Below are 25,566 nucleotides of genomic sequence, written 5' to 3' on the forward strand. Positions count from 1 at the left end.
AATACGAGTGTTAACTTATGGACTAAAATAATTATATGAAGACAGTTAAACAAAAATTATTAATCGAATATATCATTTCATCACCAGATGTTTTTGCTCTTTGTTCGTCTATTCTAAAACCAACATATTTCGATCGAGACTTACGAGGAGCTGTATCATTTGTGCATAGATATTATGATTTGTATAATACAGTTCCTGATACAGATCAAATTCTTGCTGAGTCTGGTGTTGAGCTACAACATCGTGAAATTAACAAAGATAAAATTGAATATTGTTCACAAGAGATAGAAAGTTTTTGTCGAAGACGAGCAATTGAAGAAGCTGTACTAGCATCACCTGCATTAATTGAGAAAGGTGATTATGGGCAGATTGAAACATTATTAAAAGAAGCACTAACGGTATCTCTACATCGAAATTTAGGTATTGATTTCTTTGATATGATTAAAGAAAGACTTGAAAATCGACAGGATGAAGATGTTGTTTATTCGTCTGGGTGGAAAGATTTTGATGCTAGAATGAATGGTGGTATTAGTCGAAGAACAATCACATTATTTTCAGCAAACTCAGGTGGTGGTAAATCAATCACAATGTCAAACATTGGTATCAATTTTATGGATCAAGGTTTGAATGTATTATATCTAAGTTTAGAATTATATGAAGATATGGTTGATGATCGATATATTCAAATGTTTACAGGTATTAATAAACCTGAATTTGGAAAACGAATTCCCGAAATTGAAAAAATGATTGGGAACTATGATAATGGAAATCTGAATATAACTTATATGCCTGCAGGGACTACATCAAATGATATTAGGGCATATTTAAAAGAATTTGAATTGAAGAAAGGGTTTGTACCTGATGTCTTAATTGTTGATTATCTTGACTTAATGGGTACAAATGAACGTATTTCTGCTGATAATGTTTTTGAAAAAGATAAGCAAGCAACGGAACAATTGCGTAATATTCTTGTCGACTACAACATGATTGGTATCACTGCTTCACAACAAAATCGTGGAGCGATTGAAGCAGCAGAAAATAATAAACTAAATCAGAGTCATATTGCTGGTGGTATTAGTAAAGTTAATACCGTAGACACTTACGTTTCAATTATTTTTAATGATGTAATGAGGTCTCAAGGTATTATGGCAATGCAATTTCTCAAAACACGATCAAGTGATGGTGTGGGCGAAACAATTTATTTGAAATGGTTACGTAATTCATTACGAATTGCTGATCAAGATAGTAAAAATGGTTCGACTATTGAGTTTAAACAAAAAGAAGAGGATGAAGAAAGTGGGCGCAATACTTCGTTATTGGATTTAATGGATTTTAGTTGACTTTCTTGGAGCCCAGAATTATAATCAATCATTATTAAAATTTATAAGTCAAAAAGAGGAGAAATCAAATGGCTGAACAAGAACGTGCCGTACTATCAGTAGACGGTGTTGAAACTTTTGTTGATGAATTGGATGTCGAATTGCAACGTTCTATTGCAATCTTGAATCGTTGGAGAGTTGACCAAGAGAATGCTCACTTAGCTAAAATGCAAATCGATATGGCTGTTCGTAGTCTAACCGATCATGTTGTTGCTGGTGTTCGCAAACATCGTGAAGATTTGAATGCAGAAGCTGCTAATGTTACTGAGGTCGTTGAACCTGTAGTTACTGAGGTTGTTGAAGCATCAAATGATGTTGTTGCTGAGTAATGAAAGCTTACGAATTAGCACACGTCACTTATTATAAACACATCGATGATAATCTTGAGATGACAGATCGTACTATTATTCCAACTGTAATTCCAGAATCCTGTATTACAGCTCTCGACATCACTCACTTATCTGCTCAAGATCAGATCGATGCAGTTGATATTCTTGCCGAGTATCAATTATATGTTAACCATCACATGAACACCTTATTCTCATTAGAAGATTGGTTGGCTCACTCAGGCAAACAATTAGATATTAAGTGGCGGAAATTTCATCCAGAACAACTTGCTGAAAAGTAATGTCATTTTCATCATTTTATCATACTGACCATACCTTAAACGAGGCTGCAAAGCCTCGTAATGGTATTCCACATCTAGAAATTCTTCCTGTTGATGAATTTATCTCTGCTATTAAAAATTTAAGTCATTTTATTGCCACTGAGAAATTAGATGGTGCTAATCTAGTCTTTGGGTTTGATATGGAGTATAAATTCTATACCAGTCGTCAAGCTAAACATGGGAAGCGATTCTATACTCATAATGATTATGAATTAACAGCAAACAATAATGGATTTCGAAGTGCTCATGATGCCCTGAATGCATCTGCTTCTAGACTACGTCAGGTATTAAAACGTGGTGAAGCCGTCGAAATTGAGATGTTATATGGTTACCAACCTAACGCAATTGTATATGGTAATTCGTATATCGCGTTTTTGAGAATGGTGAAAGGTGATAATAATGAACACCCCGACCAATCTAAGATTGCTAATTTAGACCGAATTATGTCTCAGCAAGTTGTTTATACACATACACGACGAGTAATAACAGAAGATGGGACTAACTTACTTACTGAATGGGATGAACGTGAATGGAGATTTACATCAACCCAGTTTATCGATTCACAGACTTTTAATAACCTTAATTTTGATAAAGAAATTAAGCGTCTACAAGCATATTTGAAAGCAAAAAATAAAATTGCACCCGAACTAACCAATATGGAAGTTATGACTGCTCATTTAGGTAAGATTAAAAAAGAAATACGTGAAAAAATTAAAGTTGAACGAGAAAGAGTTCAACAAGAAGTTCTTACAGATTATAAATTACCTGTTAAAGAAAAAATCCTTAATGCTATTGTTCGCAAGTTGCGACCATCTCTTAGAACAGTAGAGGTCAGCAAATACGAAGATTTTGGTATTGAAGGTGTGGTAATGCTTGATCCCAAAACCCTACAACAATTTAAGATTGTTGATAGAGATGTGTATACAACTATTAACCAATTTAATTTTGTTGTTCGTAATGAAATTAAAGCAACTTCTGGATTTTGCCCAAGATTTGATATATCAACGCGTGATGGTGATATATTTTACGACATGCTGAATAAGATTGCAGATAGTTTTGGAATAGCTGGATTAGGTACACGAACAAATATTAAACGTGTCTTAAAACAATACATTGGTTCAACTCCGGAACAAACTCTCACAAATATTACAAAATCATTAAAAGAACAAGACTATATTATCCTAAAAGCTGATATTAAACGCATCATTACATCTGCCCAAGAGCAACTTCGTACTGCTCTTGCTAAGTATAAACAAGATTGGAAATCTTACAAACTCACTTTGAAAACTGGAAAAGAAGTAAAATACTCACCAAGTATACATGAACGTACCCTTCTCTTATTTGCTGAGGTCCAAACCGAAATTGCAATTATGAAGAATAATTTGTCTAAATCCTCCAACTTAGCCGATATAGTGGTAGCTATATATGGTTCCTACCTTAAAAACCTCTATCTCTAAGGACAACTTGTTATAAATAAAGGGAGATTCTATATAGAGGAAACTGCGTCATGAAGTTATTGAAAACCCTTCTTAGTGAAGATGCTGCGGCTGGGGCGACTACGGCTGGTGATATGGCTGGAGTTCGTGAACCCCTTGGTGGTGCAGCGAAAAAGTCGAAAAAAGACGACAAGAAAAAGAAAAAGCCCTTAAAAAATTCCCTACTTCGTCGCATGGTTGAGCAGGATGATCCTACTTTTGACGTAGCTGATGTCACAACAAAATTAAAAGCAGCTGAAAAAGCTGAAGAAGTAACACGTGATACTGTTGCTTTTGGCCTTGAGGATGAGAATGGAGATATCGTAAAAGTCTACATTCGCTCTGAACAAGCCGAAGATTTTGAAAAAGCATTGGGTGAAGCATTAGCCGATATGGAAAATGCGACCACTGAAATTGCTGAAATCCTTTTTGACCTCCGTGAAAAATTCGATATCGTTGATGTTGAATGGCCTGCAATCGCAGAAGATGAAGAAGTTGCTGATGCTGATTCTATGGGTGCTGAAGGTGAAGGCGAAGGGGAAATGGATCCAGGAATGGAAGGTGATGCTGAAGGTGATATGGCAGCTGATGAAATGGGCGATGAAGAAGGTATGGGCGATGAAGGTATGGATGATGAAGCCGATGCTAAATCTGCATTCCAACAAGTTGTCGATATGATGAAAGCTCAAGCTGAAGCTCAACGGGCAGAAGCTGATGCAAAGAAGGCTGCAGCTGATGCAGAGAATAGCAAGTATGCAGCTCAGGCCGCTGAAGCCAAGATTCGTGCTGAAGAAGAAGTTCTTGACATGGAAGCATATAATGATGCAAAGGCTAAACAAGATAAAGAAGCTAAGAAACTTCAATCATTAGCCAAGTATCGTCATGATATCAAACAAGATCGTAGATCCAAAACTGCTGCGATGGAAGAAGAAGAGAAAGACTTAACTGACAATGAAATGGACCCAGAAGAATATCTGGACTACGTTAACAAGCATTTACGATCACAATCTTAGGGAGCAAACAACAATGAAGAAGAAATCAGATAGTGGTGTTGAACTAAAGCATGTTCTTAAACATCTATATGGTATCTCTGACAAAACAACTGACAATGTCATGTCAACCATTCGTGCAAGTGGCGAACATGGTAGTATGAAAATTCATCATAGCAAATTAAGTGGAGATACAAAATCTCGCTTACATCACACCATCGAATCAACTAAGTCACGTGATGAAAAGAAAAGTGAAAAAGGTGATGATAAAAAGCCAATGATGAAAAAAGATGAAAAGAAACCAGTTGAAAAGGATTCTGAGAAGAAGCCTGAGAAGAAGCCTGAGAAGAAGAAAGAAAAAATGGCAGAAAACGAAAAGCCAAGATTTAGATCTTTCTTACTAGAACTTCTTGATGATGGTACTGATGATAAAGAAGGTAAAGTAACAGTTGATGTTCGACCTGAAGATATCAAAGATCCTAATCAACGTCGTGAAGCAATGCGTCAAAAGAATCGTAACAAAAACACTGCAATGCGTCGACACGACATTATGCAGAAAATTAAAGAATTACAACAAGAATTGAAGAATCTTTAAGGAGTTAGTTTATGGCGTTCTTAGCAAGCAAAAATCCTAAGTTCAATGGACAAATGTATGAGTGCATTGTTGTTGAAACGGTCGGTTCCGATGAGCGTTTGCTTGTTTGGGATGATCTTAGTGGTACCGATAAAGCCCGATTTACTACTCTGTTTACAGCTTATGGTGGTGATGCTCCCCTTGCTGGTTCCGTTGCTGGATGGCATACAGTAGATTTTGGTGGTACAGTTGTTGGTACAAATAGTACTGGACTAACTGTTGGTACTGCAGAAGTAACTGATATTGATTTTACAAGTCACACTATTGCTCCAGGTGATTACTTTTTAATGCATGCATCAGGTGCACAATTCTATGTTTGGTTTGATGTTGATGCTACAGGTGTAGTCGATCCTGCTCCTGGTGGTGCTGGTTTGAAAGTTGATATTCTTAGCACAGATACTCCTGCTCAAATTGCTGGAAAGGTTCAAGTTGTTATTGATGGTAGTGCTTCTTTTAGTGCTAGTGTTTCAACAACGATTGTTACAGTAACTAACGTTGATCCTGGTGATGTTGTCGATGCGTCTGATGTTAGCACTGGTGTTTCGATTACGGTCACAACTCAAGGTGTAAATACTGATCAGACATACACAGGTTTAGTAAATGTTGACGGTACGGATATTCTTCTAAATGCTAATGGTGGTAGTCTTGCAACATTCGATGATGTAATTAACTATTTGAATGATGCGTTATCAGGATACGCAAGTGCTGCAATCGATGCTGGTAATATAACAATTACAAGTGATCTTGTTGGTCAAGGTAGTTCAGTTACTATTCGTGATGAGAATTTATTCCGTAATTTAACTGGTTTTGTTAGTCTACCACGTTATGGGTATGCTGGTGCTGATACCGTACTTGACGTACTTAGAGATAATATTATTGAAGAAAATGGCGATACTTTTGAATCAACATATAGTTTTATGATTCACCCAATTGGCACAAAGCCAAAAATTTATACAAGCAATTCAAATGTTACATATTGGAATGGCACAAGTTGGGTTCGTTTTGTCGATGACGCTGCTATATAAGGAACTTAAATTATGAAAACATTTAAAGAATTTTTGGTTGAAGATTGGGATGTCGAAATCGAAGATGACATCGTATGTGAAGAAGTTTGGGTAGATGAAGATGGTGAAATTCTTGATGAAGAAACTCTTTATGAAGCAATTGCCCATTTGGAAGGTGCCCTATTTGAATCAGAAGAAGACTTATTTGAAGCTGCAAAACGTGCATTTCGTCGTATGGGATCTGAAATAAAAAGACAATTCCGTTGTGTTGGTGGGCCAAAAGATGGTAAATTAGTAGCTGATGCGAAGTCTTGTATGCAGCGTAAAGATCCAAAACGTGTTCGTCATGGTCGTAAAGTTGCTCGTACTCGTAAGGGTATTCGTATCCGTAAAACACAGGTGACAAAACGTCAAGCTACTAGTCGTATGGTTACAAGAATGAATCAACGTCTTAGTGGCAAAAAGCCAAAACCAATGCAACCACAAAAATAATAAATGCTTTTTACACATGTTGATATACCTGCCTATGATGAATTAGACGCTGCCATCGTAAATGGGCAGCGTTGGTATACAACTCCCTCTGGTGAAAAGTACGCTTCTGTAACAACCATTCTTGGTTCTGAACCAAAGCAAGCTATTGTTGATTGGAGACAATCACTAGGTCCCAAGAAAGCCGATAAAGAAACAAAACGCTGCTGTGAACGTGGTGACGCTGTACATTTAATGTCTGAACATTATTTGAATAATGTTGAAGATCCCACAAAAGGACATAAGACATCGAATATTAAACTGTTTAATCAATTAAAATTTCGCTTAAATAAGATTAATAATATTCGTGCCCAAGAAATTCCTCTATATTCTCATACACTTAAAACAGCTGGACGTGTAGATTGTGTCGCAGAGTATGATGGTACTTTATCAATTATTGATTTTAAAACTGCAAATAATAATAAAGATGACAAAATGATCTTTGATTATAAACTGCAATGTACTGCATATGCTTTAATGTATCACGAAATGTTTGATGTCTTAATTGAAGATTTTGTTGTACTAATTGCAGTAGAAGAAGGAATAATGCCTATGATGTTTCACGAAAAAGTAGACGATTACATCGAACCTCTTTTGCAGAGAATAAATACTTTTTACAAAAAGCATTCACGATAAGGAAATGATATGGAATTAGAATATGAAACACTTGCTGACCTAGATCGTGACTTTACGAATGGTCGCATGAAAACATTACCAAATGCTATCCGAATTGGAGGTGTTTTATATACTCTAAGAGATAGTACTTCTCACAGTATGATTGATATGATCAATGGTAAGAAGGCTCTGATTGTTTATCGATTAGACCGCAAAAAAGAAAATATGGATGCTTATAATGCTGTGCACACTAGTGCAGATGATTTGCGTGGTCATCAAGATCTTCTTGTCTTTGTGTGGTTTATGAGTCGCTTACGTATGCATCCTGCTATTGTTAAATTCCTTCCAAAGAATCGTTTAAATCAAGCAATGGTCCGTGAAGCTATGAATGATGAAAATAAATTAACTATGCACAAAGATAAAGTAATTGGTGATGTTGCTGATGTTATATTTGTTAATTTTAATGGTGGACAGCCAGTTCAAGGTAAAGTAGATACAGGTGCCGAACTCTCTTCTCTACATGCTGAACATATTCAAATTAATGATTCACATGGTATGGATTCAGATTCTGTTAGTTTCGTTTTTGAAGGTAAACGTTACAAGATGACTGTTCAGGACAAACAAGCTGTAAAAACAGCTGATAATGGTGTAGAGTATCGACCAGTTGTTAAGTTTAATATTAAAGTTAATGGTTTACCTCTTAGTGACATTATGATTAATTTAAACGATAGAAGTGCTATGCCCCACAAATTATTAATTGGTCAAAATATCTTAGAAAAAGGTGGTTTCTTAATTGATCCTAAACTTCGCGAAAACGAAGAAGTTGATGATGAAATTGATTGGGAAATGCTTGAAGAAGAATTCAAAGACTTTGAATTTACTGATCCATTTGATCAACTAGACCAAATTTCTCTTACTGAAGCTATAAATTGGGAACAATGGAACTTTTCTGACGTTCGTTCATTCTTACGTAGACTACATGATCGATACTATCCAGACGTTGAATTGGAGAAAGGAAAAGAGTATATTATGCTTATAAATCCTGAAAATGAATTAGTTTTCAAATCCGAAGATCAAGCCATGTCGCCCAAAATGAAATTACCTCATCGTATGGCCGAAGATTTTCGTGACATGTTTCAATTTAAAAAGCAATTACGAAAAATAGTATGGTAAGTGACGATATCCTTGGTTTTTTACACGTTATAGAATATATAAGATCCATATCCCCCAAACACCAATTTACAATTACCGTAGATGATATTCTTGTGGATATTACAAATAGCAATGGTCAAGAATTAATGACATTCGATTTGTTACAACAACTCCAATCGTCCCACTTACTAAATAGACAAGTTAAAGATGTTCAGGAAATGTTGGAGCAATTAAATGCCAAAAAGTCCCTTTAAAGTTTATCAAGAATTCCTCAGTCCACTGCAATGTGAAAATATTGTGGATTCATTAAATATCAATTACCCAGATTTTGATGAGAATGGTAACGTTATTCCTTGGTTAAACTTACACAATGATAATGCTGAATTAATCATCTTCAATAAGATGAAAGCTCTAATTCCAGAAATTGAAGAATATTTCAAAGTTCAATATATGGCTTCAAAGGAAATGTTATTCGAGTGGTACCCAGCAGGAGCTGAGGGTGGATTTATTTGTGAAAATAGTGAATACATTAATGGAACTTGGACAAGATTAAAATCCAATGATTTAAGTTGTATGTTGTTTCTTATGGATTATCATGATAAAGAAGATTTTGTTGGAGATTGGGAATGTTATGGAGGAAAGATGGAATTTCCACAACACCAATTTGGATTTAATCCTCAACGAGGAACTTTAATCATTTATCCAAGTGGTCCTCATTTTCTTAATAAAACCACACAGATACTTGCAGGAGATTTGGTGCAGGTTAGGTGGCACATCGCCACAAAATCTCCATATATGTACGATCCCCTTCAATTCCCTGGAGATTTTCGTTCTTGGTTTAATGATGTTGTCTAAACCCTAAATATAGGGTATCATAGTGTATTAACTATTGAAGGAGACACTATGCGTTTTATTATCATTTCCATACTGCTTCTTATCAGTTTTACTGCTAATGCAAGCCATGTAAATCCTAAAGAATTAAAATGTTTAACTATGAACATTTATCATGAAGCTCGTAATGAACCTTTCGCAGGACAACTTGCTGTATTTTTTGTTACTTTAAATCGTGTTGATGATGAGCGTTGGCCAAATACTATTTGTGAAGTTGTGTGGCAAAAAAATTACTCCAAACGATACCACAAATGGGTTGCGCAATTTTCATGGACAAATGATGGAAAGTACGACACTCCATACAACAAAGACAAATATGAATATATTAAAAATTGGGTTTCATTTATTTTGAAGAATAAAGATGTATTGGATTTGAGTGTGATTGATCCAAGTTATGGTGCAACGCACTATCATGCCACCTACGTACATCCACGTTGGAGAAAAAGTCTTCAAAAGACAGCTCAAATCGGCTCCCACATCTTTTATCAATAAGCTAATCCCCTGAAAGAACAACGATTAAAACCGTTGTTCTTTTCCTTCTATACATATAAAATGCCCAAGACGTTTTAGACGAGAATCAATTATAATAATAGGAGAATCCCAATGACTACTACTGTCGAACTTGCAAATACAGTTCCTTCCAGTCCAGAAGATCGCAAAAAACTTAAAAACATGATTGTTGAAATGACAAACAGTATGTCTCGAATCGATGCCGAAAGAGAACACAAAAAAGAAATTGCGACTGACATTAAACAAACTTTTGGTTTACAAACGAAAATGATTAACAAATTAGCAACTACAATGTACAAACGTAACTATGCTAATTTGCAATCTGAAAATGAAGACTTCGAAATGTTGTACGAAACACTTGTCGAAGGAAAAAGTAGCTCGTAAACTACACATAAAACAATAACAAACAAAGGAGTTACATGTCTTATATTTCCGCTATAAGAAATAGAGATGTTGTGACAGTTTGGGAACGCACTGAAAATGGTAGAGAAGCAGTACAATATGCTGCTCCCTACTATTTTTACGTGGAAGATCCTGCTGGTGAATACAATAGCCTCTATGGTCACAAATTAACACGTTTAGATTTTGAAACAGGACATGCATTCAATTTAGCATGTGACAAATTTCGCAATTCAAATTTTGAACTTTTTGAATCTGACTTAACACCAGTTCAAAAAGTATTATCAGAATATTACTACAATAAACCTGCACCAGATTTACACATATCATTTTACGATATTGAGGTTGATTACAACCCAGAAGTAGGATTTGCTTCAGTACAAAATCCTTATGCTCCAATCAACTCAGTAGCTATTCATAACTTCTGGGAAAAGAAAACATATCTATTAGCTGTACCACCTCCTAACTGGGATGGTAATTTAGATCCAGAATTACACAAACTTGCAAAAATCAAAATATGTAAAGATGAACGAGAACTATTAACAAGATTCTTAGACATTATTGAAGATTCAGATGCATTGTGTGGATGGAACAGTGATTTCTTTGATGCTCCATACGTGTGTAAACGATTAGAAAAAGTATTAAGACATAGACTTCCTGATATGTCATTTCGTGGAGCCTATCCACCAAAATTTAGAGAAGTAGAACGTTTTGGTAAGCAAGACATAACAGTTGATATATTTGGTCGATTAAGCATTGACTATATGATTCTATTTAAAAAATATGAAATGGCTGAAAGACCTTCATATTCATTAGAAGCTATCACAAACGAAATACTTCCTGAATTACCAAAATTAGAATATGAAGGTACATTGCATGGGTTGTATCGAAATGATTTCAACTTCTTTTTACGATACAACATTCGAGATACGGAATGTTTGGAAGGGTTTGAAAAGAAGCTTGGATATGTAGCTCTATCAAACGAAATGTATCATTTATCGACTGGTGAATTTAAAAATGTCACCGGAACAATTAAGTTAGCTGAGTTAGCTATTGTTAACTATTGTCATCAAAAACTTAATGTTATTGCTCCAGATACACATGTACCATTAGAAAGTGAGAGTATTCAAGGAGCTTTCGTACTACTTCCTCAAGTTGGGATGCATGACTGGATTGGTAGTATAGATATTAACTCTCTATATCCAAGTGCAATTCGTTCTATTAATATTAGTCCAGAAATGCTTAGAGGTCAGTTTCTTGAAAAGAATCGAGCAACTGAAGAGATTGCTAAGAAATCAGATGTTGAATTAACATTTGAAGTTGAATCTGATCATTCTTTACATACGATGCCTGCAAAAGAATGGCATGATAAACTGAAAGGTGCTCGATGGGCTGTTAGTGGATATGGAACTGTTTTTAGTCAAAAAGAAAAAGGTATTATTCCAATGGTTCTTGAAGACTGGTATGCTACAAGAAAGCATTATCAGAAACTGAAGAAAGAAGCTTTGGCTAATAATGATAAACTATTAGCTGGTTACTATGATCGTTTACAGTATGTATATAAGATTAAGTTAAATAGTTTGTACGGTGCATTAACAAATAGACATTTTAAATTTTATGATTTAAGAATGGGTGAAAGCACAACTGGTACTGGAAGAATGATTCTAGTTCATCAATGTGCAGAAGCTTGTAAAGTATTAGATAACCAGTATATGACACCTGATATCAAACGTCATGAATCTCATTCAAATGGTGGTGTTCAGGTAGTAAGAGATCATTATGGTTATTCTGATAAATGGTCTGTTTTATATGGTGATACTGATTCAACTTATTTTAAAATTCCAGCAGATAACAGAGAAGATGCAATTAGAATTGCAGATGAAGTTGGTGAAAAAGTAAACCAGTCATTTCAGAAATTCATGCAAGAAACTTTTTTATGTACACCGGAGTTTGATAATATTATCGCTGCTGGTCGAGAAGTAGTTTCAGATCGTGGTATCTTTGTAGATAAGAAGCGTTATATTCTTCATATTATTGATAATGAAGGTGAAGCTGTCGATAAACTAAAAGTAATGGGATTAGATACAAAGAAAACAACATTACCAAAAGTTGTATCGAAATGTTTAAATCATTTTATTGAACGTTTATTAAAAGGTGAATCTTGGGACGATATTAAAGTTGATATTGTTGAGTACAAAGAAGATTTAATGAATAGTCATATTCTTGATATTGGACTACCAAAAGGATGTCAAAAGATTGAGTATTATACTCAAGAACTAAAAGTGTATGGAGATAAACAACGGCTTCCTGGACACGTGGCTGCAGCAATTAACTACAATACAAACTTGGAAGCTTATAAAGACATGGAGAGTATGCGAATAACTTCAGGTATGAAAGTTAAAGTTTACTATCTAAAACAGAAAGATGGTCGATTTAGAAGTATTGCTCTTCCAACTGATATTGAAGTTGTTCCAAAATGGTTTATTGATGATTATGTTCCTCGAATCGACTTTGATGCTCAACTTGAACGGTTAGTTGATAATCCATTAAAGAATATTTTAAAAGCTATTGGAAAAGAACCGCCCAGTAGACAAAGTTTGTTAGTTGATTCATTACTGATATGGTAAGATAGTAAGGACTGGAGAATAATAATATGAAATTGGATAATGATGTAATCACATTAATCAAATCTGCAGTTAAAACTGCTCATCTTGTTGGTATTGAACAGATGATTATTGAACAAGGCCGCATTCGTGCTGTCGATATTAATAAGACTGTTTTACTTTGTCACACCGAAAATATCCCAGAGCTTCCATTCGAAACTCTGGGATTGAGTCGTTTAAATATTTTTAGTTCAAGACTTTCAATTTTAGAAACACGTGATAAAATGTCAATTGATGCACGTCTTCGTGATGGTACTAATGTCGTTCATTCGCTACAAATTACTGGTGAAGGTACGAAAGTTGATTTTGCGTGCGCTAATCCTGAGAAGATTGAAGCCCCAAAAGGGATCGGTGAAGAATATCTCTATCGTATTGCCTTAACACCAGAAGCTGTTATGATGATGTCAAAAGCTCAAAGTGCAATGGATACCGACCTAGTCACTATTATTAGTAACGAAAATGGTGTTTCATTTGAAATGGTTGATAGCACAAATGATATTTTTTCATTTAAGTTCACAGATGATGTTACTGTTTTACAAGGTGACCTCGATACTTTTGTTTATAGATACCCTATAAAGACACTATTATCTTTGTTCAAACAAGATACAGAAGCTTCGTTTGATATTGGTCAACATGGTGTATTAAGATATAATGTTAATGGACTAAATGTAATGGTATTTCCAAAGGTGTAAGTGATGGAATTAAGAACAATTGAAAAATTCGTTGATGAAGAGTGGGTTGTAGCTAGAATGGAAGATCTTAAAGAAGGTGATAAATTTCGGATCTTTGAAACAGACTATGATCCTGAAGATACCGATCAGCCTCATTGGCATGATCCCAATACCCTAATTTTTGAAGGTGTTGCACTTTCAGATGCTTACTTCATTAAGAATAATGGTGTCTGGGGTATTGATGTCCATAAAGGCAACGAAGATGAGATGAAATATCTCGACGACTTAAAGGACGCATTAGATGAGCAAGAAAGTTAATTGGAAAGATAAAACAACTATTGAACAAGCTGTTCAAAAATCTACAAGTTATGCTGAAACCTTAAAAACACTAGGTCTAAAACCTGTTAGTGCAAACACTTCAACATTAAAGAAATATATTGCCCATCACGCAATTGATACTACACATTTTGATACAGGTGTTATTAAAGTTAAAGTATTAACTGATGAAGAACGTAATGATGATATACCAAGAGTAGAGATTGTTGGTGAAGTTCTTGATCCACATAAAGGTGTTGGAATAGAGCTTGATTGGAATGATGCATTTGTTCGTTTCTTGCGAGATAATGGATATACTGGTGCTAGTGATGATGCTGTAGTTCAATATTACATAACTCACTTAGCACAAAATATTGCTGAGCAAATGGAAACAGGTAAAAGTGAATTTGAAGGTTAATTATGTATAAAGTCAAAGTATATGTCAAACATGGTTACTATGAGTATGACGTCTCAGATATGGGACAAGCAATTGCTCACGGTGAAGCTATTATGTCATCACGAACATATCGTAGAAGTACTGGTGACGATTGTGTTGAAATTCATCCTGTATATAAAGTTAAAATTGAAGGTCCAGGTTTAAAATCTGAGTATCCTGATACATTTAAGAGAACATAATGAAACGTTTTTTAGTATTTGATATTTCGAATGTGTTATATAGAACCTTTTTTGCACATAAGGGTGAAGATGATCAAACTCTTGCTGGTTTAGCACATCACAAAGCTTTAACAACTTTGAACAAATACTTTAAAGCCTTTCGACCTGATAAAATTTTCATGACATTTGATCGTCCAAACTGGCGTAAAATCTATACCAAATCTGAAGACTGTTATACATGGAGAAAATATAAAGGACATCGTCGTCAAGACATGACACAAGCCCAGAAAGAAAAATATGAGTTATTTATGGAACATCTTAGTGATTTTGAAGAGATGATGCGTAAACACACTAGTGTTATTTGTTTAGCTTCTGAAGGACTAGAAGCAGATGACTTAATGGCTGGTGTTGCACAGCGTTTTGGTGATGAAGAAGATTATGAAATTATTCTTGTCAGTACAGATAAAGATTTAATTCAACTTCTTCGTGGTAAGAATGTTCGACTTATTAATCCTGAAAACGGTAAGGATCGTACTTTAGAAGATTGGGATAATAGTGCTGATTATTTTATCTTTGAAAAATGTTTCAGAGGTGATTCAGGAGATAATGTTCAAAGTGCATATCCAAGACTTCGAACTGCTAAAATTAAAAAAGCTTTTGAAGATCCTTTCTTTTGTGTTAATTTAATGAATGAAACTTGGACTAACGAAAATGGTGATGAGGTATTAGTAAAGAATTTGTTTGAAGAAAATAAATTGTTGATGGATCTAACAGCCCAACCTGATATTATTCGTGATAAAATGGATACTTGTATTGATGAAGGTATTATGAATCCTGGTTCATATTCCCACTTTCACTTTTTAAAGTTTTGTGGGAAATATGAACTTAAGAAAATATCGGAACAAGCAGAATTGTTTGTTCCGATGTTAAGTCGTTAAGCTTAAGCGTATGCTGCGGTTGGTGGTGTAAAATCTGCAGTCCAAACAGCTTCATCTGTAAAACGAATTTCATCAAAATAAGCATTCGTTTGCATCCACGATGCACTATTAGAATATCGACCACCAATACTAAAAGTTGTTGATGTTAAATTTCTTGTTGATGCAACTGTACCGGATTCTATTCCATTCTTAAATTGATATAATGTACCACTCGATCTAACTACAGCCCAGTGTGTCCACGTATTTAATGGAATACTGAGACCCGATAATAAATCTGCACCGCCACTACTTGATCCAACACCAAACTGTGTGGTTGTTCCATTCATGGATAACAACAGTCCTGCAGTTGTACCAACAGTTCCTGTGGCAAAGAATCCACCATTTGTTGCAGATGCTGTCATGTATACCCAAAGATCTATCGTAAAATCACCTGTACCTACATTAAACAATGCGTCCGAACCGTCAATTTTACTACCAGCATTAAACTTTATACTTGTACTACCGAATTTTGCTTGTTCTGTTGAGTGGTATATGCTAGCATTATATGGAGTTAGAGTAATTCCGTTTGTACTACTATCTGTAAACGTAGTAGACATATCAGTGGTGTCAGAATGTACTAATAATTGTATTGTACCAGGTCCGCTTGTTCCTACTGGATCACTATAAGCAGATGTAGGTGGTGTAAAACCACTAGTCCAAGTAGCTTCTCCCTTTAGGATATGCAATTCATCTATGTATCCTGTTGTATAGAAATCAGCATTCCAATCTCCAGTAAGATGTCTTGCTCTACCTATTGACATATGTGTACGTGATGTATCTGTAATAGTTGATGGAACTGTTCCAGAAGTATCTAAAACTCCATTAAGGAAAATATATGCAGTTGTTCCTCGTCTAGTTACAGCAACGTGATTCCACTGATTTAAAGGCACTGTTGTTGTCCCAAGTACATTTACTCCTGCACCTTGCGTTAGAAAGTAGATGTATCCTGATTGGTGGCCAACAACCCAACCATCAGATCCATATTGACTAGCTGAAATTAAATATTGATTTCCCGAGCTTGTTGGATAGTACCAAAAGTCAATTGTAAAATCTGATGAGCCCATTTGTAAATCATCTGTAATAGGTGTATACAAATAGTCATTTCCATCAAAATAGATACTTGTTGTACCAAACTTAGCTTGTGCAGTAGAGTGACTTGGATTGCCAGAAGCTGTAAATGAGTGACTATTAAAAGAGCTATCGGTAAAAACAGTACTGCCATTTGTTGTATTTGAATGCATCAATAATGCAACTTCCTTTAGACCAGCATTATAATGATCCAAAACTTGATCGGCCGTCAGTGCAAAGTCGTAAGCTGCAACTTCGTCAATTGTGCCTTGAAAGTGTGCACCATCATAACCTGTAGCATGACGTGCTACGTAACCAACCTGATCGCTTGTGTTTGCAGCAGTTGGAGTGTCACTAGCAACTAGAACACCATCAACATAGCCCTTACGATTTGTTCCATCCCAGGTCATAACTACATGATAGGTTTGACCAATATTAATTGTCGTACTATAGTTTAAATCGTTTTGATTAAAACCAAATCGAAATTGTGTACCAGTGGATGCCATACCAATAAAGAACTGTTGATGTTGTGATGTGTAACCAAACGTTACCATGATTTGTTCAGTAGGAAGTGCTGATGGTTTACACCAACATTCAATTGATTTTGCTGCTGAGCCAGTTGGAAAAACACCTGATGGAATAGATGCTACATCGGCACCAGAACTAAAGGTAACAGCTGTATCGCTAGTATCACCAGGAAGCAAAGAAACAGCTCCTAAAGTTGGACTACTAATATATGTACCATCATGACTATTACCTGAACTATCTGTCATGGTAGTTCCAGAACTATCGCCCATACGATAGTATATTAAAGGGGTATCTGCAATAATAGTATCAGAATAAATTCCAGTACTTCCACCGCCACCTTCACCTGCAGTGACGTAATATGGTGTACAAATAATTAATGGTGGCATTATCGGGCTCCTCCAAAGTATTCGACAGCATGTCCTTCTGTTACCATTTGTTCGTTGATGTTAACACCATCGATCATTATAGTTCCAAGAATGCGGCCATACTTACCTTTTTTATCCAAGGAAGTTTTGATAATAATCTCCTCAGCATTTTCAAGAATTGTTGTTAACCATACTTTTGCAGCTAGTCCTTTTTCTTTTTCGACTAAATCTCGTGTACGAGATTCTGGTGCATTAATACCATAAAGTCGAATTCGAGCATCGAAGTGAATATCAAAACCTAAATCTAATCTAACATCGATCGTATCACCATCAATAATCTTTTTTAATTCTGCTTTGTATTCATACATTTTCGTCTTCCTTTGGTGGTGTAGGTGGAGTCTTATCTTTGCTATTGAATATAATGTTAATATGGTGTAGATGGTGGAGTAAAGTTACTAGTCCAAGCAGCAACACCTTTTTGAATTCTCAATTCATCAATATACCCTGTAAAATCACGAGTATACTCATCTGAATAACCAATATGAAGTGGCACACCAGCGTCACCAATATTTCCTGACACTCCAGTCCACGAATTTTGTAATACTCCATCTTTAAAAATATATAAATTGCTACTATCATCGCGAACTGCTGCTACATGTGTCCAAACATTCGTAGACATTGTACCAGCTCCCCAACTCCAGGCGTCATTGATTGCAAAGTATATAATAGGCTGAAAATGTAACATCCAATTTGTTCCATAACTTAAAGGAACTGGTGCTCCACCTGTATAATAAAACCAACCATCAACTGTAAATGCACCAGTATCAAACTGAAAGTCTGTACTATTTGGAATTGCTAATTGATCCGAAGTTGTTAAACTAATAGATGTGGCACCAAATTTTGCTTGTGTTGTACTATGTGTTGGTGTTCCATTGTCAATATTAATGGTATGCGTACTAGAGCTACTATCAGTAAATGTCGTTGACCCATTCGTTGTATCGGAATGTATTAATAATACAGTATTTGGATCTACACCACCAGTTGATGCAGCAATATAGGGGTTACATATAATTAAAGGCATTATTCATCTCCTTCTTTTGGGGGTATAGGGGGAGTTTTATCTTTGCTACCATTCCAATAAGCAGGACCTCGACTAAAGTCTTTGCTACCTTTTCCGTATAATCCAAATACAGCAGCTGATGCACCAACAATGACACCAACCAAACTTGTTAAAGATGTAGGGGGACCAATAATATCAATTACACGACAAGCTACTTCTTGGGCTTCAACTAGCTTTTCACCATGATCGAGGAGTACTTTTAATACGTTTGGATCACATGTAATTTTTTCAACATTGCCCTGTGACAAGAAGATATAAACCATGTATCCTACTAAGTAACTATAACCAGCAAGAACTGCTCGTGGAATAACGCGATAAGCATCAATTATTTCAGCACCAGCCAACATAATTTTACGAAATTTATGTAGTCGATCATCAAATTTAGACATTTTGAACTCCTTTTTAAATGTATAAATATTTATTAATTAGGAGGTTCTTTATGGCAGCTTTACCAGCAGCCCGTATGGGTGATCCTTTTGCTGATGGTGATTTTATAGCCCAAGGCAGTGGGGATGTTATGATTAATGGGATTCCAGCAGCTCGGCTAGGAGATCCAACAACAGGGCATGGTCCACCACCATGCTTTTGGCCACCTACTCTAATTGATAAAGGATCAGGTAGTGTGTTGATTAATGGTATTCCAGCAGCTAGAATGACTGATACTCATGCTGTCCATTGTTGTGGACCAGCATGTCACAACTCTATGATTGTACAAGGTAGTGGAGACGTTTTAATTGGCTAATTACGAATATAAACCTAAGTTTGTTCCTGGACCTGCACCATGCCGAATTAAATCTTACACATTAAAACGTGGAAGATTAACAATTGGTGGTACATTTTTTCGTACAAAACAATTAGGTAGTCATACACCTCAAATTCAATGTAAGTGGCTTACAAATGATTTAGATGGAAGTTTACAGCCTATTGGAACTGTAAATTATACAACAGATCAGCTTTATGTTAAAAGTGTCGAATTACACATTTGGGGCAATGATAAAAGTGGTGTTGCTTACGATAACACATACTATGCTTTACAAGAGTATGATCCATCATTAATACCGCCTGAAAATATTGAAATTATTGGATGGACTAATGCAATTCCATCTTTACGTAGTCGAGTTAATTCTACTGATCCATTAGTTTCAATGCCAACTACAGATATTCAAGCAAATTACGATTCCATAAATGAAGAATATATTTCAATTTTTGGTCCAGTACTCATAGTCCCGGGTGTTAGTGCTCCAACTTCACCTGCTGCTATTGCGTCTATTCGAACAGGGCCAAACAAAACGTTAATTAATATTTCTCAAACCGAAACTGAAAATCTTGATGATGGGTCTTTACATGAAGTTAATAGCTTATATGAATGGACTGGATTTGATTGGATTCCCTCCTAACTCCTGGTAACCCAGCCTTTTTTTATTGTAAATATTAATAAATTAAGCTACACTATTATTTGGAGATTATACCAATGCAAATGCGAGATTCCTCTTACCCACACATTAAATGGTTAGAATTACATGATGATGGGGTCATGACTGAGTGTGCAGTTATGAAAATTGATAAAACTAATAATGATGTATTTTTCTTCCCACTTTCTGCATTAGATGATATTGACAAGCGTCGTTTAGTCGAAATTGTTACAAGTCGCAATGCTACAATGTTTGAGTTGTGGGATTTGATGAAAAACATCACTTTAAAGAATGGTGTTAATGCACTATCTTATTTCCACCAACTTGTTAAAGTTCGTACTTCTGGTGGTAAGATTATTGACTTGACTTCTGGTCAGCGTGGTGTTGTTATGGAACGTAAAGTTGCACCAACTAATGCACCTGCACCTGCAGTCGCGCCAAAAACCGGTCGCAAATCTACGAAAAAAGCTTAAGAAATTCAAATAGCTTAATTTAAAAAGGGGACTTTAGTCCCCTTTTTTATTCTTTAAATTAAACTAACTGTTAGAGTATAATTAATAGTTAATGTTCGATTTGCTGTCTTCAAGACAGGATTGAAAATGACATGAGTTAACATACGCTCACCTTCCTGATCAGGATTTAACGCATCATTTTGAACACCTGCATCTTCTCCCATCACTGGATTTTCTAACGTATTAAAATCTAATAGTCCAGGAATAGCAGCACCAGGATCACCTGCAAATAGTGGGTATGGAGCACTACCTGTTGCAGTATAGTGTCCCAATTCTATTTCAGAAGCAGCCCCAGTTGTCAAACTACGGAAACGAAATTTTTGATGATTAACATAAGTTGCACCAGAGTTACCCAATTCTGCTATTGAACTGCTTGGTGGTAATTGTGCGTTAATTTTGCTTAATAAGTCAGTGTATGTGATAATACCACCAGTACCAGCACCAGTATTAAAAGTGATATTTGACAACGAAGAACCATCAATACCAATTTGAAAAACATAATCAGTATTAACTAATAAACCTGTATCTGATGATAATGTTTTCTGACCAATATCAACATCTTGATAACCTGCTGTTGCACTTAATGGGCGACCAGATGTAAACAATCCAATCTCATCAAACATAAAGGCAGATTCTGTGTTTGTACCAGCTGAGCTTTCAGATAAGAACTGTCCAGAAGGCTCACCAGCATTGATTGTAACTTGGATACGGACTTCAGAGAGTGTACCAACAGGACGTGAAACAACACCAGGACCATCTACGTTATGTGCAGTAAATGAAGGGTCTCCAGATGGGTTTGTACCAGCACCTGACCCAAAATCTGGGTTTTCTGTTTCAGCACCACCAACATTGATATTTTCATTGATAACTTCAGAATAAGTTTCATTATATAAAGTAGACTTCCACTGAACACCATCATTTACACCATTGTTTGGATCATTAAATGTAACTTGTTGAGCAGCATCTACAACAGTACCACCATTACCGAAGCCCATACGATGTATAAAGAAATTGTTTTCGTTAGAAAGGGCACGGGCAATTACCCTAGACATATTTTCGGGGTGAATTGCATTGTCTTTATCCACCAAGATATTACCAAGATCATCTTCAATTTTTAAATGACCTTTAATATGGATTGGCAATGGTTCTTTCATTTGGTATCTCCTTAATTTAAAACTTATACAAAGATTGCAAGGAACTCGTCTTGGAACATCATTACACTACCACGAGGTCGACCGTACTTATGTCGGAAAGCCGTAAACGACATAAAAGCATCTTTTTCTCCAGTACTGTCAAGAATTGAGATTACGCGACGTTGTGCTTCATTCCAAGTTATTCGTTCAGCATACTGTAATACATCCATCGTGTGTCTACTTGGTGGAGCCTCGACGTGTGGAAATCCTTCATCATCCAATATCCAAGCTGCTTGAGGTTGAACAGATTCCTTTAATATTTCATTTAATTTCATGAATATCTCCTGGTAATATTTCATGTATTTATAACGATTTACCTAACGTTAAAACACAAAAAGGGCACCTAAGTGCCCTTTAAGTTAGCTATATAATTGAAAATATTAAGCTAGTGTGCCAGCCAAAGTCCAACACAACTTATCGTGTGTTGCATCAGCAGTTGCAGGTGCTTCTACAGTTAGAATGTCTCCAATAGCAAGCGATTGCTGTGTAGAGAATGTAAAAGTAGCAATTGTACCAGAAGATGCCCAATCTAATGAACCAACGGATGAACCATTGATTTTGATTGGATAACTTGCAGCACCCGTTGTTGCAACTTCACTTTCTGCATAACTACCAGTCAAACTAGCAGGTAATGTAAAAGCTCGTGTAACACTCAAGCGCATTAATACGGCACCGTCAGTAGGCATGCTTAATGTACTACCAGCGACGTCATAGAAACCACCTTGGACAGCGTCACCACTAACATTTTTAGTAGCACCAGCACTATCAAGTAGTGTAATTGTATCCATTAACATTTTAAAAATCTCCTTAAAATTAACCTATAACGTGTGCCCACCCTGTTTGTGAGCTTGAAAATGTAACTGTTATTGTATTATCGTCTGTTGCTTCAATTGACAAAGGAATAATCTTTTCAAGGTTACCACCATTATCAATAAAAACATCAACAGCCACAGCATCTGAATTTAAGTTGTGGCTAATTGTCCAAGTAGTGCTACCACTTACTTGTTCATGATCATAAGTTTGCATTTATAATCTCCTTAAGCCACATATGCAACACCAGATTGTGCTGTCGAAAATGTAATTGTAACTATTTCTGTACTAGTTGCTACCACACTTGTTGGTAGAATTTTTGTTATTGTACCACCTACATCCACCCAACAATCTACAACAGGAGCATTTGTACCCAAATTATGAGTAATGGTCCAAGTTGTCGATGCAGATGTTTGCGAATGTCTATGTCCTCGTGCTTGCTCGTAACTCATATCTATCTCCTTAAATAAATTTCACATAGCCTACTTTCGTAGTACTAAATGTAATCGTAGTCTGAAAGACTGAATCGTGAACAACTGAAGCAGGTAGAATTTCTTCTGAGCCTACAAATACCCGTACAATCGGATAATAACCTAACCCATGTTCGATAACCCAAGAACTTGATAATGTTGTTTGATGGTATTCGTATGATACTGCACCTTTTGAAGTACCACTAATATCACCATACATTATAACTGCTCTTCCAGTCATAGCCGTTGATAGTGTAACTGTAACAACGTTATTGCTTGTTATGGCTACATCATCAGGAATAATTAATTTATAATTTGAATCATAAATTTGAACAATGGGAGAAGTAGAATTAAGATTGTGTGTGATTGTCCAAGTGGTTGAAGACGCACTTTGAACATGTGTATATGTATTAATCTCATTAGTTAATGGTACCCAAATTGGTCTACCACTACTAATTTCAGCTGCAATCCATACTCGCTTATTAACGAAGACTACTCGACCAGCAGTTGCTGTTTCAGGAAACCCACCTGTTGAGTCTAGTATTGGCGCGCAAGAAGCTTGAAACGCCATATCTCCATAATTTTTCATTAATGCTTCCTTGTCCGTAAAAAAGCTGAATCTGTACTATTTATAATATAGCCCCCAGATTAGGGGGCTATATTAAATCCTAGTTATTAAGCGCCTGCATTAACACCCATAACAATAACACGACAGTCGATTGCAGTGTTAAATGTTACGGTTAATTGAGTTGTAGAGTCGAAGGTAATCGATTCAGGAATAATTACCTGATCGGTACTATCAACAATTGTAACAACACAATACTGTTGGCCAAGGTTATGCGTAACAACATGAGAAGTAGCTGGGCTACCACCTTCTGTTGTTGTACCCATTGTAAAGCCAGACGTACCTGCAGCTGCGTTAGTAGTATCACCTTCAATAACTGCAGTAACCGTTACACTACCCGTATTATCTACAGCAGTGAATGCTGCATGAGCATTTACAACACCATAAATTGCGGTTGCTACGGCGTTAACACCATCGTTGGTTGTAATTGCAATTTCACCACCTAGAGTTTTACCTGCAGGAGCTGGATCAGTTGCTGAACCACCGGAAGTATTAATCCAGAAGTAGTAATCAACACCTGTTGAAGAAAGCAAAAAGTATGTACCATCTAAGCTATCAGAAACATCAGCAACTGGTGTAATTGTGCTAACTTCTGAAACCATTGAGCTATCATAAGCATGATAGATTTTACGATTGACAAAGTTTGTGCCATTACTAACTAATGTTTCCCCACCTGTTGTGCTTGTAGCTGTAACATTTGACAAATCATTAATAGCAGCATTCAAGCTAACTGTAACAGTATCTGTCGCAGCAACAACTGTATCAATACCTGTACCACCAGCGATAGTCAATGTATCACCTAGAGCAGTTGTTTCCGGCGTACCAGTATCAGCAGCTAATGTAATTGAGCTGTTAACTAAATCAGCATTAACAATTGAACCTGTCAAATTTAATTTACTATATGCAATTGCAGCAGAAGCATTAACATCAGCATCAACAATAACGCCAGTTCCAATAGCTGCTACCCCAGAACTATCAAGAGTAACATCCCCCGACATTGCAACTGAAGTAGGAACATTTGTACCATTACCAACAATAATATTACCAGCTGTTAATGCAGCTAATTTACTAAAATCAATTGCGGCTGAAGCACTAATATCAGCGTTAACAATTACTCCAGTACCAATTGATGTTACCCCAGTATTGGAAATTAACACGTCCCCAGACATTGCAACTGCGGTAGGATCACCAGTTGTAGCAGCACCAACAATGATATTACCATCACCAATTGTAGCTAAGTTAGCAAGAGTAATACCGCCAGCTAACATTGTGTTTGTAATTCCAGCAGCTTTAACCTGCAACGTATCAACGTTGATTTCAATTGAAGAATCGTCAACATTGACAGACAAAGCAGATCCACCGCCGCCAGCTAAACCAGCACCAGCAACTGAAGTATTCAATTCTGTACCAGTAACACCACCAGCTGAAATATTCAAACCAGAAGCACCTTGTGTCAAGGTTGAACCATTCAACAACAAGTGTAATTTACCACCCGTTGTTGTAACTCGATCTGAACCTGTAGAGGTTAGAATAATTGCGCCAGTTGCTGAATCATACAAATCGATACCAACCTCATCGGTAGGTAATTCAACAATACCTGCACCTAAATTAACATTAAGCACGTTACCTGAATAGGCTAAACCAACTCCTGCAGAAATTGCAGCTGGACCAGTAATTTCTGTCCAACTATTACCTTCATAAGAGTATAAGTATGTATGACCATAATGAGCACTATCCGGGTCGCTTGTATTAACAGTTAAACCGTCAATATTACCACCAAGAATTAAATCAAAGTCAGTCAACACTGTTAACATATCCGTACCACCCGTAGAGGTAGGAATGATTGTCACATGGCTAACACCATCATCAGCCGCAATATGGATATGTCCATCAGGAGATACCAATGTTGCAGTTGCAGTACCAGACAAATCTGTGTTCATCTCTGAGACCAAACTTGTAAATGTTTGTGCTGCTGAACC

Annotated in this window: 33 protein-coding genes; 22 read left to right on the forward strand and 11 right to left on the reverse strand. The window is 36.1% G+C overall.

All coding sequences use genetic code 11. From position 1 onward, the window contains the following. Positions 1–35: 35 nt before the first annotated feature. The 19 genes from AC220I_RS02670 (at position 36) to AC220I_RS02760 (ending at position 15,445) form a co-directional block, all read left to right on the forward strand. Complete coding sequence (locus AC220I_RS02670) at positions 36–1,340, forward strand: DnaB-like helicase C-terminal domain-containing protein (protein ID WP_486722266.1); 1,305 nt, start codon at positions 36–38, stop codon at positions 1,338–1,340. Positions 1,341–1,408: 68 nt separating this feature from the next. Beyond that, positions 1,409–1,708, forward strand: a complete 300-nt coding sequence (locus tag AC220I_RS02675; protein WP_486722267.1) for a hypothetical protein — start codon at positions 1,409–1,411, stop codon at positions 1,706–1,708. Next, entirely contained in the window at positions 1,708–2,007 is a 300-nt protein-coding gene (locus AC220I_RS02680; protein WP_486722268.1) for a hypothetical protein, read from the forward strand. Before AC220I_RS02675 ends, AC220I_RS02680 begins: the two co-directional genes overlap by 1 nt. Beyond that, entirely contained in the window at positions 2,007–3,503 is a 1,497-nt protein-coding gene (locus tag AC220I_RS02685; protein WP_486722269.1) for a hypothetical protein, read from the forward strand. The genes AC220I_RS02680 and AC220I_RS02685 overlap by 1 nt, the downstream gene beginning before the upstream one ends. A 113-nt stretch (positions 3,504–3,616) precedes the next feature. Next, positions 3,617–4,534, forward strand: a complete 918-nt coding sequence (locus tag AC220I_RS02690; protein ID WP_486722270.1) for a hypothetical protein — start codon at positions 3,617–3,619, stop codon at positions 4,532–4,534. A gap of 13 nt (positions 4,535–4,547) precedes the next feature. Continuing rightward, entirely contained in the window at positions 4,548–5,105 is a 558-nt protein-coding gene (locus AC220I_RS02695; protein WP_486722271.1) for a hypothetical protein, read from the forward strand. 11 nt (positions 5,106–5,116) lie between these two features. Beyond that, a complete protein-coding gene (locus AC220I_RS02700; RefSeq protein WP_486722272.1) occupies positions 5,117–6,169 on the forward strand; it encodes a hypothetical protein in 1,053 nt (350 codons plus the stop codon). A gap of 12 nt (positions 6,170–6,181) precedes the next feature. Then, entirely contained in the window at positions 6,182–6,640 is a 459-nt protein-coding gene (locus tag AC220I_RS02705) for a hypothetical protein (RefSeq protein WP_486722273.1), read from the forward strand. 3 nt (positions 6,641–6,643) lie between these two features. Further along, a complete protein-coding gene (locus AC220I_RS02710; protein WP_486722274.1) occupies positions 6,644–7,312 on the forward strand; it encodes a PD-(D/E)XK nuclease family protein in 669 nt (222 codons plus the stop codon). A 9-nt stretch (positions 7,313–7,321) separates the two neighbouring features. Beyond that, positions 7,322–8,464: a putative ATP-dependent zinc protease gene (locus AC220I_RS02715; RefSeq protein WP_486722275.1), complete on the forward strand. Its 1,143-nt coding sequence runs from the start codon at positions 7,322–7,324 to the stop codon at positions 8,462–8,464. A 213-nt stretch (positions 8,465–8,677) separates the two neighbouring features. After that, positions 8,678–9,298, forward strand: a complete 621-nt coding sequence (locus tag AC220I_RS02720) for a hypothetical protein (protein WP_486722276.1) — start codon at positions 8,678–8,680, stop codon at positions 9,296–9,298. 48 nt (positions 9,299–9,346) lie between these two features. Then, entirely contained in the window at positions 9,347–9,826 is a 480-nt protein-coding gene (locus tag AC220I_RS02725; protein ID WP_486722277.1) for a cell wall hydrolase, read from the forward strand. Between the two features lie 111 nt (positions 9,827–9,937). Further along, positions 9,938–10,228, forward strand: a complete 291-nt coding sequence (locus tag AC220I_RS02730) for a hypothetical protein (RefSeq protein ID WP_486722278.1) — start codon at positions 9,938–9,940, stop codon at positions 10,226–10,228. A 35-nt stretch (positions 10,229–10,263) separates the two neighbouring features. Then, the gene (locus AC220I_RS02735; protein WP_486722279.1) at positions 10,264–12,870 is read left to right on the forward strand and encodes a DNA polymerase domain-containing protein; all 2,607 of its coding nucleotides are present in this window, start codon (positions 10,264–10,266) and stop codon (positions 12,868–12,870) included. A 26-nt stretch (positions 12,871–12,896) separates the two neighbouring features. Continuing rightward, entirely contained in the window at positions 12,897–13,598 is a 702-nt protein-coding gene (locus AC220I_RS02740; protein ID WP_486722280.1) for a hypothetical protein, read from the forward strand. A gap of 3 nt (positions 13,599–13,601) precedes the next feature. Further along, positions 13,602–13,895 carry a hypothetical protein gene (locus AC220I_RS02745; protein WP_486722281.1) on the forward strand — a complete coding sequence of 98 codons (294 nt, stop codon included), beginning with the start codon at positions 13,602–13,604 and terminating at the stop codon, positions 13,893–13,895. Continuing rightward, on the forward strand, positions 13,879–14,310 hold the full coding sequence (locus AC220I_RS02750; protein ID WP_486722282.1) for a hypothetical protein: 432 nt from the start codon (positions 13,879–13,881) through the stop codon (positions 14,308–14,310). The genes AC220I_RS02745 and AC220I_RS02750 overlap by 17 nt, the downstream gene beginning before the upstream one ends. A 2-nt stretch (positions 14,311–14,312) precedes the next feature. Continuing rightward, positions 14,313–14,528: a hypothetical protein gene (locus tag AC220I_RS02755; protein WP_486722283.1), complete on the forward strand. Its 216-nt coding sequence runs from the start codon at positions 14,313–14,315 to the stop codon at positions 14,526–14,528. Beyond that, entirely contained in the window at positions 14,528–15,445 is a 918-nt protein-coding gene (locus tag AC220I_RS02760) for a hypothetical protein (RefSeq protein ID WP_486722284.1), read from the forward strand. Before AC220I_RS02755 ends, AC220I_RS02760 begins: the two co-directional genes overlap by 1 nt. 2 nt (positions 15,446–15,447) lie before the next feature. Here AC220I_RS02760 and AC220I_RS02765 read toward each other — a convergent pair whose 3' ends face one another. From AC220I_RS02765 to AC220I_RS02780, 4 genes are read right to left on the reverse strand one after another with little or no spacing between them, the layout of a single operon-like run. Beyond that, positions 15,448–17,466 carry a LamG domain-containing protein gene (locus AC220I_RS02765; RefSeq protein WP_486722285.1) on the reverse strand — a complete coding sequence of 673 codons (2,019 nt, stop codon included), beginning with the start codon at positions 17,464–17,466 and terminating at the stop codon, positions 15,448–15,450. Next, positions 17,466–17,813: a thermonuclease family protein gene (locus AC220I_RS02770; RefSeq protein ID WP_486722286.1), complete on the reverse strand. Its 348-nt coding sequence runs from the start codon at positions 17,811–17,813 to the stop codon at positions 17,466–17,468. The genes AC220I_RS02765 and AC220I_RS02770 overlap by 1 nt, the downstream gene beginning before the upstream one ends. 56 nt (positions 17,814–17,869) lie before the next feature. Next, a complete protein-coding gene (locus AC220I_RS02775; RefSeq protein WP_486722287.1) occupies positions 17,870–18,526 on the reverse strand; it encodes a LamG domain-containing protein in 657 nt (218 codons plus the stop codon). After that, positions 18,526–18,954: a hypothetical protein gene (locus AC220I_RS02780; protein WP_486722288.1), complete on the reverse strand. Its 429-nt coding sequence runs from the start codon at positions 18,952–18,954 to the stop codon at positions 18,526–18,528. Before AC220I_RS02780 ends, AC220I_RS02775 begins: the two co-directional genes overlap by 1 nt. A gap of 50 nt (positions 18,955–19,004) precedes the next feature. Between AC220I_RS02780 and AC220I_RS02785 the strand changes: the two genes are divergently transcribed. From AC220I_RS02785 to AC220I_RS02795, 3 genes are all read left to right on the forward strand, one after another. Continuing rightward, the gene (locus AC220I_RS02785) at positions 19,005–19,307 is read left to right on the forward strand and encodes a PAAR domain-containing protein (RefSeq protein ID WP_486722289.1); all 303 of its coding nucleotides are present in this window, start codon (positions 19,005–19,007) and stop codon (positions 19,305–19,307) included. Continuing rightward, positions 19,300–19,962 (forward strand): hypothetical protein, encoded by a 663-nt coding sequence (locus AC220I_RS02790; protein ID WP_486722290.1) that lies wholly within the window; start codon positions 19,300–19,302, stop codon positions 19,960–19,962. The genes AC220I_RS02785 and AC220I_RS02790 overlap by 8 nt, the downstream gene beginning before the upstream one ends. A 137-nt stretch (positions 19,963–20,099) precedes the next feature. Then, entirely contained in the window at positions 20,100–20,450 is a 351-nt protein-coding gene (locus tag AC220I_RS02795; protein ID WP_486722291.1) for a hypothetical protein, read from the forward strand. Positions 20,451–20,503: 53 nt separating this feature from the next. Here AC220I_RS02795 and AC220I_RS02800 read toward each other — a convergent pair whose 3' ends face one another. From AC220I_RS02800 to AC220I_RS02830, 7 genes are all read right to left on the reverse strand, one after another. Next, positions 20,504–21,643 carry a hypothetical protein gene (locus tag AC220I_RS02800; protein ID WP_486722292.1) on the reverse strand — a complete coding sequence of 380 codons (1,140 nt, stop codon included), beginning with the start codon at positions 21,641–21,643 and terminating at the stop codon, positions 20,504–20,506. 23 nt (positions 21,644–21,666) lie between these two features. Then, positions 21,667–21,957: a hypothetical protein gene (locus AC220I_RS02805; protein ID WP_486722293.1), complete on the reverse strand. Its 291-nt coding sequence runs from the start codon at positions 21,955–21,957 to the stop codon at positions 21,667–21,669. A gap of 105 nt (positions 21,958–22,062) precedes the next feature. Then, positions 22,063–22,476 (reverse strand): hypothetical protein, encoded by a 414-nt coding sequence (locus tag AC220I_RS02810; RefSeq protein WP_486722294.1) that lies wholly within the window; start codon positions 22,474–22,476, stop codon positions 22,063–22,065. 19 nt (positions 22,477–22,495) lie between these two features. Next, positions 22,496–22,708, reverse strand: coding sequence for a hypothetical protein (locus AC220I_RS02815; RefSeq protein WP_486722295.1), 213 nt, complete (start codon positions 22,706–22,708; stop codon positions 22,496–22,498). 11 nt (positions 22,709–22,719) lie between these two features. After that, positions 22,720–22,944, reverse strand: coding sequence for a hypothetical protein (locus tag AC220I_RS02820; RefSeq protein WP_486722296.1), 225 nt, complete (start codon positions 22,942–22,944; stop codon positions 22,720–22,722). A gap of 10 nt (positions 22,945–22,954) precedes the next feature. After that, positions 22,955–23,533, reverse strand: a complete 579-nt coding sequence (locus AC220I_RS02825) for a hypothetical protein (protein ID WP_486722297.1) — start codon at positions 23,531–23,533, stop codon at positions 22,955–22,957. Positions 23,534–23,637: 104 nt separating this feature from the next. Beyond that, positions 23,638–25,566: beta strand repeat-containing protein (locus tag AC220I_RS02830; protein WP_486722298.1), on the reverse strand; the 1,929-nt coding region annotated here is incomplete at its 5' end.

The sequence above is a fragment of the Fusibacter sp. genome (assembly GCF_057447755.1).

What these genes read in the sequence shown, in the direction of transcription:
- AC220I_RS02765 (WP_486722285.1), bottom strand. Translation starts at nt 17,466, where the DNA reads ATGCCACCATTAATTATTTGTACACCATATTACGTCACTGCAGGTGAA.
- AC220I_RS02805 (WP_486722293.1), bottom strand. Translation starts at nt 21,957, where the DNA reads ATGAAATTAAATGAAATATTAAAGGAATCTGTTCAACCTCAAGCAGCT.
- AC220I_RS02795 (WP_486722291.1), top strand. Translation starts at nt 20,100, where the DNA reads ATGACTGAGTGTGCAGTTATGAAAATTGATAAAACTAATAATGATGTA.
- AC220I_RS02735 (WP_486722279.1), top strand. Translation starts at nt 10,264, where the DNA reads ATGTCTTATATTTCCGCTATAAGAAATAGAGATGTTGTGACAGTTTGG.
- AC220I_RS02825 (WP_486722297.1), bottom strand. Translation starts at nt 23,533, where the DNA reads ATGGCGTTTCAAGCTTCTTGCGCGCCAATACTAGACTCAACAGGTGGG.
- AC220I_RS02820 (WP_486722296.1), bottom strand. Translation starts at nt 22,944, where the DNA reads ATGAGTTACGAGCAAGCACGAGGACATAGACATTCGCAAACATCTGCA.
- AC220I_RS02680 (WP_486722268.1), top strand. Translation starts at nt 1,708, where the DNA reads ATGAAAGCTTACGAATTAGCACACGTCACTTATTATAAACACATCGAT.
- AC220I_RS02755 (WP_486722283.1), top strand. Translation starts at nt 14,313, where the DNA reads ATGTATAAAGTCAAAGTATATGTCAAACATGGTTACTATGAGTATGAC.
- AC220I_RS02705 (WP_486722273.1), top strand. Translation starts at nt 6,182, where the DNA reads ATGAAAACATTTAAAGAATTTTTGGTTGAAGATTGGGATGTCGAAATC.
- AC220I_RS02800 (WP_486722292.1), bottom strand. Translation starts at nt 21,643, where the DNA reads ATGAAAGAACCATTGCCAATCCATATTAAAGGTCATTTAAAAATTGAA.
- AC220I_RS02815 (WP_486722295.1), bottom strand. Translation starts at nt 22,708, where the DNA reads ATGCAAACTTATGATCATGAACAAGTAAGTGGTAGCACTACTTGGACA.
- AC220I_RS02740 (WP_486722280.1), top strand. Translation starts at nt 12,897, where the DNA reads ATGAAATTGGATAATGATGTAATCACATTAATCAAATCTGCAGTTAAA.
- AC220I_RS02700 (WP_486722272.1), top strand. Translation starts at nt 5,117, where the DNA reads ATGGCGTTCTTAGCAAGCAAAAATCCTAAGTTCAATGGACAAATGTAT.
- AC220I_RS02725 (WP_486722277.1), top strand. Translation starts at nt 9,347, where the DNA reads ATGCGTTTTATTATCATTTCCATACTGCTTCTTATCAGTTTTACTGCT.
- AC220I_RS02720 (WP_486722276.1), top strand. Translation starts at nt 8,678, where the DNA reads ATGCCAAAAAGTCCCTTTAAAGTTTATCAAGAATTCCTCAGTCCACTG.
- AC220I_RS02780 (WP_486722288.1), bottom strand. Translation starts at nt 18,954, where the DNA reads ATGTCTAAATTTGATGATCGACTACATAAATTTCGTAAAATTATGTTG.
- AC220I_RS02760 (WP_486722284.1), top strand. Translation starts at nt 14,528, where the DNA reads ATGAAACGTTTTTTAGTATTTGATATTTCGAATGTGTTATATAGAACC.
- AC220I_RS02690 (WP_486722270.1), top strand. Translation starts at nt 3,617, where the DNA reads ATGGCTGGAGTTCGTGAACCCCTTGGTGGTGCAGCGAAAAAGTCGAAA.
- AC220I_RS02810 (WP_486722294.1), bottom strand. Translation starts at nt 22,476, where the DNA reads ATGTTAATGGATACAATTACACTACTTGATAGTGCTGGTGCTACTAAA.
- AC220I_RS02675 (WP_486722267.1), top strand. Translation starts at nt 1,409, where the DNA reads ATGGCTGAACAAGAACGTGCCGTACTATCAGTAGACGGTGTTGAAACT.
- AC220I_RS02750 (WP_486722282.1), top strand. Translation starts at nt 13,879, where the DNA reads ATGAGCAAGAAAGTTAATTGGAAAGATAAAACAACTATTGAACAAGCT.
- AC220I_RS02770 (WP_486722286.1), bottom strand. Translation starts at nt 17,813, where the DNA reads ATGTATGAATACAAAGCAGAATTAAAAAAGATTATTGATGGTGATACG.
- AC220I_RS02670 (WP_486722266.1), top strand. Translation starts at nt 36, where the DNA reads ATGAAGACAGTTAAACAAAAATTATTAATCGAATATATCATTTCATCA.
- AC220I_RS02785 (WP_486722289.1), top strand. Translation starts at nt 19,005, where the DNA reads ATGGCAGCTTTACCAGCAGCCCGTATGGGTGATCCTTTTGCTGATGGT.
- AC220I_RS02695 (WP_486722271.1), top strand. Translation starts at nt 4,548, where the DNA reads ATGAAGAAGAAATCAGATAGTGGTGTTGAACTAAAGCATGTTCTTAAA.
- AC220I_RS02745 (WP_486722281.1), top strand. Translation starts at nt 13,602, where the DNA reads ATGGAATTAAGAACAATTGAAAAATTCGTTGATGAAGAGTGGGTTGTA.
- AC220I_RS02685 (WP_486722269.1), top strand. Translation starts at nt 2,007, where the DNA reads ATGTCATTTTCATCATTTTATCATACTGACCATACCTTAAACGAGGCT.
- AC220I_RS02710 (WP_486722274.1), top strand. Translation starts at nt 6,644, where the DNA reads ATGCTTTTTACACATGTTGATATACCTGCCTATGATGAATTAGACGCT.
- AC220I_RS02730 (WP_486722278.1), top strand. Translation starts at nt 9,938, where the DNA reads ATGACTACTACTGTCGAACTTGCAAATACAGTTCCTTCCAGTCCAGAA.
- AC220I_RS02775 (WP_486722287.1), bottom strand. Translation starts at nt 18,526, where the DNA reads ATGCCTTTAATTATATGTAACCCCTATATTGCTGCATCAACTGGTGGT.
- AC220I_RS02715 (WP_486722275.1), top strand. Translation starts at nt 7,322, where the DNA reads ATGGAATTAGAATATGAAACACTTGCTGACCTAGATCGTGACTTTACG.